Consider the following 11,939-nt stretch of genomic DNA (forward strand, 5'->3'; position numbering starts at 1 on the left):
GATCATCCGGAGGGGGTGACCGTGCGCGACGAGCAGCACCCGACGGGCGTCTCCTGGGCCTGGGCCCGGCCCCTGCGCAAGGCCGCCGAGCGCATCCGCCCGGCCGGCCCGGCCCACCCGGCCCCGCCCGAGCCCGCGGACCTGTCCGGCCGCATCGTCGACTGCGCCGTGTACGTCGACGGCCGGCGGCGCCCGGGCGCCTGCGACTACGACTCCGGCCTGGAGACGGTGCGCGCAGCGCCCGGGGCGTTCCTGTGGCTGGGCCTGCACGAGCCCACCGAGGCGGACTTCGCGCCCGTCGCCAAGCGCTTCGGCCTGGACGAGCTGGCGGTGGAGGCGGCGACCACCCGGCGGCAGCGCCCCAAGATCGAGCGCTTCGCCGACGTGACGGTGTTCGTGCTGCGCACCACCCGCTACGTCGAGCACCCGGAGCTGACCGAGACGTGCGAGGTGGTGGAGACCGGCTCGGTGGCCGTCTTCATCGGCGAGCGCTACGTGATCACGGTGCGGCACGGCCCGGCCGGGGAGCTGGCCCCGGTGCGTGCCGAGCTGGAGCGGCGGCCCGAGCGGCTCGCCCTGGGGCCGTGGGCGGTGGCGCACGCGGTGGCCGACCGGCTGGTGGACTCGTACCTGGAGGTCGCGGTCGCGTTCGAGAACGACATCGACGAGCTGGAGGATCACGTCTTCGGCCACCAGCCGCAGAACCGTGCGGCGCAGATCTACCAGCTCAAGCGCGAGCTGATGGAGTTCAAGCGGGCGGTGGCCCCGCTCCAGCAGCCGCTGGGCATGCTCGCCGAGGACAAGGAGGGGCTGGCCAAGGAGATCCGGCGCTACTTCCGCGACGTCAACGACCACCTGCTGCGTACGGTCGAGCGCATCGTCACGTACGACGACCTGCTGAACTCGATCCTGCAGGCGCGGCTGGCGCAGCTGTCGGTGGACCAGAACAACGACATGCGCAAGATCGCGGCGTGGGCCGCCATGGCCGCCGCGCAGACGGCGCTGGCCGGCATCTACGGCATGAACTTCGTGTACATGCCGGAACTCCAGTGGCGCTTCGGCTACCCGGCGGTCCTGCTGCTGATGCTCACCATAGCGGTCCTGATGTACCGGGCCTTCCGCCGCTCCGGCTGGCTGTGAACGTCAGGAAGGGCACCTTCTACATCGGAAACGAGCCGAGCTGCTGCTCGTCTCGCTGACGCGAGCCGACGAAGGTGCCCTTCCTCTCGCCGTCAGGGGTTCGGGGGTTTGACGCTGGGGGACGGCGGGTTGGGCTTGGGCGAGGGGGACTTGCTGGGCTCGGGCTCGGGCGAGCTGCTGGGCTCGGTGGACGGCTCGCACTCGCCGGGCTGGCAGCTCGGCGAGGGTGAGGGCGGGGGCGGGGCCGGGGACGCGCCGTCGCCCTTGTCCGGGTCGCCGATCCGGCCGTCGGTGCCGTCGGGCAGCGGCTCCGGCTTGAGGTTCATGGCCTTGTGGGCCTCGTTCATGAACTCCTCCCAGATCTGGCCGGGAAGCTTCGCGCCGGCGATGTTGTCGCCGTTCTTGTCGACGATCGGCAGTTCCTGGCGGACGTTGCCGACCCAGACCGCCGCCGCGATCTGCGGGGTGTAGCCGACGAACCAGGCGTGCGAGTTCTTACCGGGGTGCACCTTCTCCCCGTTGGCCTTGCGCTGGCCGTTCTCCCAGGTGCCGGTCTTGCCCGCGGCTTCGCGCCCGGACAGCGAGTGCACGCCCGGGATCTGCTTGAGCACCGAGGTCACCTCGTCGGCGATCTCCGTGGTGAACGCCTTGCGCGACTCGACCTTCTCCCCCAGCCCCTCCACCGGCTTCCACTCGCCGGTCTGCCGGTCCTTGCGCTCGACCTTCACCACGAAGTGCGGCTTGCGGTAGGTGCCGTGCGCGGCGAAGGTGGCGGCGCCGGACGCGTGGTCCAGCACGGTGATCGGATACTGGCCGAAGCCGACCTGGTAATCGAACGTGCCCCGGCCGGTCTTCGCGCCGTCCTGACCCAGGTGCTGGGCCTTGCCGTCGTTGGACCACATGGTGGTGACGCCCGCCCGCTTGGCGAGGTCGACCACCTTCTCGGGGCCGATGTCCCGCGCGATCTTGAAGAACGGCACGTTGTACGACTTGACCGTCATCAGCTCCAGCGTGCAGTACTTCCCGCAGCTGACGTCGTTGTCCCGGCCCGAGTTCGACACGTCGGCCTCGTCGCCGTTCTTCTTGGACAGCGCGGTGGAGTCGAAGCGGCTCTTGATGGAGTAGCCGTTCTCCAGCGCCGCCGCCAGCGTGTAGATCTTGAAGGAGGAGGCGGGCGGGTGGCCGCCGAACTCGTCGCCGCCCTTGCCGTTGCTGCCCGCGTAGTCGACCCCGGTGCCGTCGTTGCCGCCGTAGTACGCGATGACCCGGCCGTTGCGCGGGTCGATCGCGACGGCCGCCGCCATCAGGTTCTTCGGCTGCCCGTAGAGCTGGGTGCCCCTGGCGTCGACCGCCTTCTCCAGCGTCTCGGTGCAGGTCTCCTTGCCGTCCTTGGTGGAGCAGGTGCGCTTCCACTGGTGGGTGCGGTTGATCTGCTTCTCCAGCGCCGCCTGCGCCCGCGAGTCGATCGACGTGGTGATCCGGTAGCCGCCGCTGCGCCAGTCCGGGATGTTCCAGGCGCGCATCTCGTCGGCCACGTAGTTGATCACATTGCCGGTGGGCCGGTCCTGGTAGCCCCATTCCCCCGCGTGCTGGCCGGGCTTGTACGGCTTCAGCGTGTCCTCCGGGTACACCGCCGCCTGCCGGTCGGCCGCGCTCAGCCAGCCCATCTCGACCATGTTGTTGAGCACGTAGTTCCAGCGTTCCCGAGCCGCCGCGGAGTTGTGGTGCGGGTCGTAGCCGGCGAACGTGTCGCTGGGCTCGGGCTGGCGCAGCACCGCGCCGAGCACCGCCGCCTGGGGCACGGTGAGCTTCGCCGCGTCCGTGCCGAAGTACGCCTGCGCCGCCGCCCCGACGCCGTAGGCGCTGCGGCCGAAGTAGACGGTGTTCAGGTAGAAGCCCATGATCTGGGTCTTGCTGAACTCCTCCTCCAGCTTGCGGGCCATCACCGCCTCGCGCATCTTGCGCGCGTACGTGATCTCCAGGTCGTCGGCCGCGGCGCGGGCGTACTGCTGGGTGATCGTGGACGCGCCCTGGGTCTCGCCGCCGGTCAGGTTGTTCCACGCGGCCCGCGCGATGCCCCACAGGTCGATGCCGCTGTGCTGGTAGAACTTCTTGTCCTCGCCCGCGATCAGCGCGTTGCGCACCGGCTCGCTCAGCGTCTCCATCGGCACCACGGTGCGGTTCTCCGCGCCGAGCTTGGCGATCTGCTTGCCGTCGGCGGAGAAGACCTCGGTGTTCTCCTTGAGCGCCAGCTCCTCCGGCCGCGGCGTCTTGGCGTAGAAGTAGGTGCCCGCGATCAGCCCGACGCCGCTCAGCATGATCGCCACGCCGATCGCGGCCGCGATCAGCGCCCGCCGTTTCCGGCGCTTCGTATCGGCGGCCACGGGTCTCTTCTCGCGCCCCGGCGGCGCTACCCGCGCCCTCGCGGCCACCGGGGCGGCGGGCGGCGTCACGGGCCGGGGCACCCCGGCCCGGCCCTGGGCGGGCGGCGGCCCCATGGGTGGGCGGGCCCGGCCCACGACCGGCTCGTCGTCACCGAAAGTAGTCATGCTCCACTCCGTCCTTGAGGGAAGTACGAGTGCGGCCAGGAGCTACCGTCTCCGCAGGTTAGCCATACCCCGCTCGCCCCGGTGGTCCCGACTACTTTCAGTTGCCATCGCGTGACGTGTGCCGCAGGGAACCGCAGTACAGCGCGGGGGTGACGCCCTGTGGACGTCACCCCCGGTGAGAAACGGTCTCCGGCCGCGCCGCGCAGCGGCGAATCACACCCGTCGATCACCGATCGGCCGAGCACAATCCGGCCGACCAGCCATCATCGACCGGCCCGATCAGTGGATCGGGTGAGAATTACCCCCGACCCGGTACGGCTCGTCCGGCCCCTCGTTGGCGGCGTCCCCGTTGGCGCGACCCCCGCGAGCCGCGCCTGCCAGGAGGAACGACCGGCCCGTGAGGAACGTTCGGCGACAACGGCCGCCCGTGCGGACGACACCACCGTGAAGCACGCGGCCGGGTTGTCCGAACGACCCGGCCGCCGGGTAACGCGCCGCAGGTCAGGCCACGAAGTTGTTCTGAACGAAGACGATGACCATCGCTCCCTGCAGGGCCAGCGCGACCGTGGTGTAGATCCGGTCGAAGTGCGGGTTGCGGCCCATCCTGGCCAGCACCATGAACGCCACCGTGCACTCCAGCGCGTAGCGCCAGGTCGAGCTGATCGGGTAGTGCGTGTGGATCGGGTTCGACAGCGGCATCAGGATGATGATCGCCGCGAAGATCGCCAGGTACGCGTGGTCGCCGCCGAGCTTCCACGGCCCCACCAGGGACAGCACCACCAGCGCCAGCACGGCCAGCGCCGTGGTCAGGTTGGCGAGGTTGCGCAGCGCGTCGGGGTGGTAGATCGACTCGCTGCCGCTGATCAGGTCCACCACGTCGCCGATGACCAGCCACGGCGCGGTGAACCCGGACCGGAACCAGGCCTTCTGCGACTCCAGGAAGTGCAGCGCGTTGCCGAAGGTCAGGTAGCAGAACAGCATGTACGCCGCGAGCCCGGCCGGGACCAGCACCACCGCGAAGGCGTTGCGGTCGAACAGCGACGCGACCTGGCGGCCGAGCCGGCCCTCGCGCGCCGCGTCGCGCAGCCGCCGCACCGAGAAGCCGCGCTGGCGCAGGTACTCGTAGACGAACGCGGCGCCGAGCATGACCCCGGCCATCCGGGTGGCGCTGGCGTATCCGGCGAACATCGCCGCCCACCACCAGCGGCCCTTGCGCATGCAGTAGAGGGAGGCCAGCGCCAGCGCCACGAACAGCGACTCGTTGTACGCCGCGACCAGGTAGAACCCGGTCGGGAAGGCGAGCAGGTAGAACGTGGCGCGCCGGGCGTCCTCGGCGCCGAGCATCTCGGTGACCAGCCGGTGCATCAGGATCAGCGCGGCCAGGCAGGCCAGCGCGCCGACGATCAGGCCGGCCTCGAAGGTGCCGCCGGGCAGCAGCACGTTCGCGGCGCGCACGGTCATCGGGTAGAGCGGGAAGAACGCGGTGCTGCGCTCGTCGTACTCGTAGCCCGAGTCGGCGATGATCACGTACCAGACGGTGTCCCAGTGGTTCCACGACGAGATCAGCTGCCCGAACGTGGTCGGCACCGGCCCGGCCTTGCTGTCCAGCCCCTCGGTGGGCATCCAGGCGACGGCGGTCACCAGGAAGTACGCCAGGATGCCCGCGGCCCAGGTGAAGAACCCGGTGACCACCGACGGGCGCCACCGCCGCCACGCCGCGCCCGGGTCGGCGTCCACCGCGGCGGCGGACGTCGCAGCCGACGAATCGGGCGAAATCGGCGTGTCGTCCGCGGGTGTCACCTCGGGTGCCCCCGCCGGGCGGCGGCGCACCGGGACAAGCCCTGGTCCGGGGGTATCAGACATAGGCAGGAATATAACCACGCGGGACGGGGGTCACGTAGTCCCGTGAACGGTGTCACCGGTTGCTGAGACGCGGTACGGTTGTCCACCATGTCCGCCTTCACCCCCGGTTTGAAGCTCCACGACCGCTACCTGCTCGACCGGCGCGTCGGCAGTGGCGGCATGGCGGAGGTCTGGCAGGCCCACGACCTCGTGCTCGGCCGCCCGGTCGCGGTGAAGGTGCTGGCCGGCCCGATGGCGGCCGATCCGGCGCTGCGGGCCGGGGCGCTGCGCGAGGCACGTTCCGCGGCGCAGCTCACCCACCCGCACATCACCGCGGTCCACGACTTCGGCGAGGTCGCCTTCCCCGACGGCCACGTCGAGCCGTACCTGGTGATGGAGCTGCTGACCGGGGAGTCGCTGGCCGACCTCATGGCCCGCGGGCCGGTCCCGTGGGCGCGGGCCGCCGCGATCGGCGCCCAGGTGGCCTCGGCGCTGGCCGCCGCGCACGCCCGCGACGTGGTGCACCGCGACATCAAGCCCGGCAACATCATGATCACCCCGACCGGCGCGAAGGTGCTCGACTTCGGCATCTCGGCGATGACCGGCCTGCCCGACGCGACCGGCGCGCTGATCATCGGCACCCCGGCGTACGCCGCCCCGGAGCGGATCAGCCGGCAGGCCGCCGACCCGGCCGCCGACGTGTACGGCCTCGGCCTGCTGCTCATCGAGATGGTCACCGGCCGGCGGCACCACGGCATCGACAGCTGGGAGCAGTTCGCCGCCGTGCACGCCCGGCCCGCGGCCGTGCCGCCGCTGCCCGGCGTGCCGCCCGCCGTCGCCGCCCTGATCGCGGCCGCGGTGGACCCGTCCCCTGCGCGCCGCCCGCGCGCCACCGACCTCGCCCAGGCGCTGGGCGGCACGTCCGTCCCCGTCGCGACCGGCACCGCCGCGACCGCCGTGGCGCCGACCCCCACGCTGCTCGCGCCCACCGGCGGCGCGATCTCCGGCGCGGCGAGGGTGCCCTCGCCGCCCACCCGGATGCAGGCCGCGCCGCGCCAGCCCGTCCCGGTGCGGCCGCCGAAGCGCAGCCGCACCCCGGTGCTGGCCGTCGCGCTGGTGATGGCGATCATCATGATCAGCGGGGTGCTCATGATCATGTCGGCGCTGCGGGAGGACCCCGCGGGGGTCGTGGCCGCGCCGACGCCCAGCAAGCCGCGGGTCACCCAGGCCGCCAAGCCCAGCCCCAGCCCCGAGCCCCAGGGCCCGCTGGAGGCCGTGCAGCTCATCGCCGACCTGACCCGCGAGATCGACAAGCTGCGCAACACCGAGGTGCTCACCGACGATCAGCTGAAGGTCCTGCAGGACGGCCTCGGTTTCATCTCGGGACGCGCGCTGATCGGCCGCTGGAACGACGTGCGCAAGCGCGCCGAGAGCCTGGAGAAGCGCGTCCACAACTGGGCGCAGGACGCCGAGGACGACGCCCGCGAGACCCTGGAGCCCGTCGAGGACCTCCTCAAGGAGATCGGCGACTTCGCCAAGAACCGAGACTGACCCGCCGTCGCCCCACCGACCGCGGCTCCCGCCGCGGTCTCAGGCTGGTGCGGCTCCGGGCCTCGCCCGTCGTGCAGTTTCGGGGAAAGTGCGGCTTCGGGCCGTGCCGGCCGTGCAGTTTCGGGGAAAGTGCGGCTCCGGGCCTCGCCCGTCGTGCACTCTCCCCGAGACTGCGGGCCGCGGGCTCAGCGCGGCAGGGCGCGCTGGAGTTCGGCGCGCAGGGCGGGGGTGAGGATCTCGCCGGTCTGCTTGGCCAGGCGGGCCATCTCGAAGCCGACCACGCCCAGGTCGGCGTCGTTGTCGGCGATCACGGCCAGCACCGAGCCGTCCCGGATGGCCATGGTGAGGAAGTAGCCCCGGGCCATCTCGATCACCGTCTGGCGCACCTCGTCGCCGTCGGACAGCTGCGACACACAGCCCGCGATGCCCAGCAGGCCCGACGTGATCGCGGCGAGCTGGTCGGCGGTGGCCCGGTCCAGGTTCGCGGAGACCGCGACCACCAGCCCGTCGGAGGACGCGACCACGGCGTGGCGCGCGCCCGGCACCCGGTCGGCGAACCCCGCGACCAGCCAGTTGAGGTCCTGGGCCGGTTTGCTGAGCATGGCAGTGGTCATGACTCCCCCTTGGTGTCGTCCGGTCCGGGCGGCGACGCCGCCGCGCCGTCCCCGGCCTGCCCGCGCCGTACACCCTCGTAGAGGCGGGTCAGGGTGGCGGCGGTGGCCGCCGGATCGGGCTCGCGCCCACGCTCTGGTACGCGCGACGGCTCCACGGTGGCCGGGCCTGGCCGGCCACGCGCACCGGCCGGCTCGGCCAGCAGCGTGGCGGGCAGCTCGGCCGCCGCCCGGGTCCCGCCGCCGGGCACCGAGGTGAGGCGCACCCGCACGCCGTGGCGGGCGGCGAGGTGGCTCACCACGACCAGCCCCATCCGCTCGCTGGCCGCCACGTCGACCTCGGCCGGCACCGTCAGCAGCGCGTTCGCCTCGGCCAGCGCCTGCTCGCCGAGGCCGATGCCCTCGTCCACGATCTCCACCAGGGCGCCGCCGTCCACCGCGTGGGCGCCGACCCGCACCGCCGTGGCGGGCGCGGAGAACGCCGTGGCGTTGTCCAGCAGCTCCGCCAGCAGGTGGCCGATGTCGGCCGCGGCGTGGCCGGCGATGTACAGCGAGTCGTCGACGTCGGCGCGCACCCGCTCGTACTGCTCGATCTCGGAGAGCGCGGCCAGCGCGAGCGCGGCCAGCGGCACCCCCTCGCGCCACCGGCGGCGCGGCTCGGCACCGGCCAGGACCAGCAGGTTCTCGTCGTTGCGGCGCAGCCGGGCGGCCAGGTGGTCGAGCTTGAACAGGGCCGACAGCCGGTCCGGGTCGCGCTCGTCGCGCTCCATCTCGTCGAGCAGCCGCAGCTGCCGCTCGACCAGGATCTGGCTGCGCCGGGCCAGGTTCGTGAAGATGCCGTTCACCGCGCGCCGGGAACGGGCCTGGCCCGCGGCCAGCGTGACGACGGTATGGCGCACCTGCTCCAGCGCCGCCGCGGCCTGCGCGAACTCGTCCCCGCCGGCGGGCGTGGGCAGCGGCCCGGCCTGCCCGGACGGCCGCCCGGCGGGAGCGGGCGCCGGCTCCGCACGCCCGGCCCGGGCCCGCTCGAACGTCTCGGGAAGCTCCTCGGCCAGCGCCAGCGCCCGGCCGCGCAACTCGCGCAGCGCGGCGAGCAGATCCCGTCCGATCACGACGGCCACCGCGGTCGCCGCGCCGATCGCCAGCAGCACCAGGAACGACGTGGTCACCACGCGTCCCCACGCCTGCTCGGCGGCGGCTGGGCCGCCCGCGACGGTCGCGGCCAGCCGGTCGGCGGCCCGCGCGTCGGCGACGGCCTGGTAGACCAGCACGGCGGAGGCAGCGGTGAGGGCCGCCAGCGGTGCGGCGACGGCGGCTCCGAAGCGGGTCGCCACCCGCCGTTCGTGCGCTCCCGTCGCCACCGATCCTCCTTAGGCCACCGAACGGTGACTCGCGGTATGTTACCCGTCACGCATTGAAAAGTGGATAGGTGAGCGCGAATGAGACAACCGTCTCGGTGAGGCATATGGACAGTCACGCGTGATCCCGGTACGGTTTCCGCCATGACCTTCACCCGCAGCCAGTGGTGGCGCGCCAGACCGGCGGCCATCGACACGCGCGGGTAGGCATACCCAGACCGCGGCCGCCTCGTCGAGGCGGCTTTTGTTTTACCCGTCGCCCGGCGCTCGGCCCCCGAACCGGGAGACCCATCGATGAACCTGCTCCACGATCTGCTCGGCGCGCCCGATCCCGGGCCGTTCGCGCTGCTGCGCCGCGAAGGCGCCGAGCACCTCGAGGTGCTGCGCGGCCCGCTGTCCACCGTGGCACGGCTGGCCGACATCCCCCTGCCCCAGCACGTGCCCGGCGACGAGGCCGGCCCCCGCACGCTCGCACTGGTGCCCTACCGCCAGTTCGCCGAGCGCGGGTTCGCGTGCGTGGACGACGGCACCCCGCTGGAGTGCCTGACGATCGAGTCGTATCACCGCATCCCGCTGGACGAGGCGCTGGCCGCCCTGCCGGACACCGTCCCGGACGTCGCCGACCTGGGCTTCGACATCGACGACGCGGCATACCGCGAGCTGGTGGCGGCGGTGCTGCGCGACGAGATCGGCCAGGGCGCGGGCTCGAACTTCGTCATCCACCGCACCACGCGGGCCCGCACGGACGCCGACCCGCGGCAGCTCGCCGGGGCGGCGCTGCGCCGCCTGATCACCGGCGAGCGCGGCGTGTACTGGTCCTTCCTGGTGCACCTGCCCGGCGGGCGGACACTGGTCGGCGCCTCCCCGGAACGGCACGTCAGCGTCGACGACGGTCTGGTCATGATGAACCCGATCTCCGGCACGCTGCGCCACCGCGACCTCGCCCCCGGCCCGGCCGGGCGGGACACGCTGCTGCGCTTCCTCAGCGACCGCAAGGAGGTCAACGAGCTGTCCATGGTGCTGGACGAGGAGCTGAAGATGATGGCCGTGGTCGCCGACCGCGGCGGCCAGGTCCTCGGCCCCTACCTCAAGCACATGACGCACCTGACCCACACCGAATACCTGCTGGCCGGGCGCACCGGGCTGGACGTGCGGGAGGTGCTGCGGGAGACCATGTTCGCGCCCACCCTCACCGGCAGCCCGATCGAGAACGCGGCCCGCGTCATCGCCCGCTACGAGCGCAGCGGCCGCGCCTACTACGGCGGCGTGCTGGCCCTGCTCGGCCGCGACGGCGACGGCGGCCAGACGCTGGACGCCCCGATCCTGTTCCGCTGCGCGGACATCACGCCCGGCGGCGAGATCGCGGTGAAGGCCGGCGCGACCCTGGTCCGCGACTCCACCCCGGACGGTGAGGTCGCCGAGACCCACGCCAAGGCGGGCGGCGTGCTCACCGCGCTGGGCCTGCGCACCGCACCGGCCGCGTCTGCCGGTGCCGACATCCGCGACCTGGCCGCCGACCCGGCGGTACGCGGCACGCTGCTGGCCCGCAACGAGCGGCTGTCCCGGTTCTGGCTGACCGAGCGCGAGCCCGAACCGGTGAGCGGCGCGCTGGTCGGCCGCACCGCGCTGATCGTGGACGCCGAGGACACGTTCACCGGCATGCTCGGCCACGTGCTGCGCTCGCTCGGCATGCGGGTCACCGTTCGGCCCACCACCGCGATCGGCCCGCTGAGCGCGTACGACCTCGTGGTGGCCGGTCCCGGTCCCGGCGACCCGGCCGACGAGGCCGACCTGCGGGTCGCCGCGCTGGGCGCGGTGGTCGAGGAGCGGCTGTCCCGCCGCGCGCCGCTGCTCGGCGTGTGCCTCGGGCACCAGGTGCTCAGCCGCCGCCTGGGCCTGCGCCTGCACCGCCGCGACGTGCCCTACCAGGGCCTGCCCTGCGACATCGACCTGTTCGGCGTCACGCACCGGGTCGGCTTCTACTCCACCTTCACCGCGGTCGCGCCGGGCAGGCTGCTGGCCACGGCGTACGGCGACGTCGAGGTGGCCCGGGAGGACGGCACCGGGTTCGTGCACGCGCTGCGCGGGCCGGGTTTCGCGGGCGTGCAGTTCCATCCGGAGTCGGTGCTCACCGAGCACGGCCCGCGGCTGCTCACCGAGCTGGTGGCCGGGATCCTCGCCCCGGCCGAGGCGGGCAGCCCCGTGCCGTGACGGGCTTGCCGTCCGGGCGGGGCAGGAGGTGCCGCGTCCCGGGCGGAGTTATCCACAGACCGGCCGAGGGGCGTTGTGCCGCCCCGCGGCCGGTGCCACAGTCGTGCCCATGACCTTGCTCGCCGGGGAGCCGGCCCGGATGCTGGCCCTCGCAGCAGCCCTGGAGACGCTCGGCGCGGACCTGCACCGCGCCGCTCCGCCGCCGCCCGGCCGGGTCACCGGCGTCGACCCTCGGGTCGCCGACGCGCACAGCGCGGCCACCCGGTCGGCGACCGTCGCGATCGGACGTCTCGCCGACCGCCTGCTCGCCGATGCCGACCTCCTCTACCTGGTCACCGCCCGCTACGACCGCGCCGACGACCAGGTCGCAGCCGCGCTCGACATGGTCTGCCCAGACCAGCCCACAACTTCTGGGTTGTACCTACAACCCAGAAGTTGTGAAGCGCCAGACGACAGTTACCACCCCGGAGTGCGCTCCGTGATTCCGCCTGCCTCGGCCGCACACCTGGCCGACGATGATCACTGCGCCGCGGAAAGCGCGCCGTGACTCCGCCTGGCCGGGGCGTTCCTGGCAGCAGCGCGGTGCTGCCGGGAGGAAGCGGCGCCGGGGCGGTGCTGCTGGCCGTGCCGCCGGTGTGGGCGCTGCCGGTGCTCGGTGCGCCGCTGCGGGCCGCCGC

8 protein-coding genes are annotated in these 11,939 nt (G+C 73.0%); 4 read left to right on the forward strand and 4 right to left on the reverse strand.

The annotated features are described in order from the left end of the window. Nucleotides 1-15: 15 nt before the first annotated feature. Entirely contained in the window at nt 16-1,140 is a 1,125-nt protein-coding gene (locus tag CS0771_RS35270; RefSeq protein ID WP_212845032.1) for a magnesium and cobalt transport protein CorA, read from the forward strand. A 92-nt stretch (nt 1,141-1,232) separates the two neighbouring features. Here CS0771_RS35270 and CS0771_RS35275 read toward each other — a convergent pair whose 3' ends face one another. Together CS0771_RS35275 and CS0771_RS35280 are read right to left on the reverse strand one after the other, a co-directional pair. Continuing rightward, nucleotides 1,233-3,689, reverse strand: a complete 2,457-nt coding sequence (locus tag CS0771_RS35275) for a transglycosylase domain-containing protein (RefSeq protein WP_244871220.1) — start codon at nt 3,687-3,689, stop codon at nt 1,233-1,235. 501 nt (nt 3,690-4,190) lie between these two features. Continuing rightward, complete coding sequence (locus CS0771_RS35280) at nt 4,191-5,552, reverse strand: mannosyltransferase family protein (protein ID WP_212845033.1); 1,362 nt, start codon at nt 5,550-5,552, stop codon at nt 4,191-4,193. An 87-nt stretch (nt 5,553-5,639) separates the two neighbouring features. Between CS0771_RS35280 and CS0771_RS35285 the strand changes: the two genes are divergently transcribed. Then, a complete protein-coding gene (locus tag CS0771_RS35285) occupies nt 5,640-7,082 on the forward strand; it encodes a serine/threonine-protein kinase (protein WP_212845034.1) in 1,443 nt (480 codons plus the stop codon). A gap of 185 nt (nt 7,083-7,267) precedes the next feature. On the opposite strand, the gene CS0771_RS35290 is transcribed toward CS0771_RS35285, so the two are convergent. Then, nucleotides 7,268-7,696, reverse strand: a complete 429-nt coding sequence (locus CS0771_RS35290; protein WP_203746319.1) for a roadblock/LC7 domain-containing protein — start codon at nt 7,694-7,696, stop codon at nt 7,268-7,270. Beyond that, complete coding sequence (locus CS0771_RS35295; RefSeq protein WP_212845035.1) at nt 7,693-9,054, reverse strand: sensor histidine kinase; 1,362 nt, start codon at nt 9,052-9,054, stop codon at nt 7,693-7,695. The genes CS0771_RS35290 and CS0771_RS35295 overlap by 4 nt, the downstream gene beginning before the upstream one ends. A 291-nt stretch (nt 9,055-9,345) precedes the next feature. Between CS0771_RS35295 and CS0771_RS35300 the strand changes: the two genes are divergently transcribed. Together CS0771_RS35300 and CS0771_RS35305 are read left to right on the forward strand one after the other, a co-directional pair. Further along, nucleotides 9,346-11,262, forward strand: coding sequence for a chorismate-binding protein (locus CS0771_RS35300; protein WP_212845036.1), 1,917 nt, complete (start codon nt 9,346-9,348; stop codon nt 11,260-11,262). A gap of 109 nt (nt 11,263-11,371) precedes the next feature. Further along, nucleotides 11,372-11,809 carry a hypothetical protein gene (locus CS0771_RS35305; RefSeq protein ID WP_212845037.1) on the forward strand — a complete coding sequence of 146 codons (438 nt, stop codon included), beginning with the start codon at nt 11,372-11,374 and terminating at the stop codon, nt 11,807-11,809. Nucleotides 11,810-11,939: the final 130 nt, after the last annotated feature.

It is taken from the genome of Catellatospora sp. IY07-71 (assembly GCF_018326265.1).
Classification (GTDB): Bacteria; Actinomycetota; Actinomycetes; order Mycobacteriales; family Micromonosporaceae; genus Catellatospora.

Excerpts from the sequence above, each read along its gene's own strand:
- CS0771_RS35305 (WP_212845037.1), top strand. The coding sequence starts at position 11,372 with ATGACCTTGCTCGCCGGGGAGCCGGCCCGGATGCTGGCCCTCGCAGCA.
- CS0771_RS35300 (WP_212845036.1), top strand. The coding sequence starts at position 9,346 with ATGAACCTGCTCCACGATCTGCTCGGCGCGCCCGATCCCGGGCCGTTC.
- CS0771_RS35290 (WP_203746319.1), bottom strand. The coding sequence starts at position 7,696 with ATGACCACTGCCATGCTCAGCAAACCGGCCCAGGACCTCAACTGGCTG.
- CS0771_RS35285 (WP_212845034.1), top strand. The coding sequence starts at position 5,640 with ATGTCCGCCTTCACCCCCGGTTTGAAGCTCCACGACCGCTACCTGCTC.
- CS0771_RS35280 (WP_212845033.1), bottom strand. The coding sequence starts at position 5,552 with ATGTCTGATACCCCCGGACCAGGGCTTGTCCCGGTGCGCCGCCGCCCG.
- CS0771_RS35275 (WP_244871220.1), bottom strand. The coding sequence starts at position 3,689 with ATGACTACTTTCGGTGACGACGAGCCGGTCGTGGGCCGGGCCCGCCCA.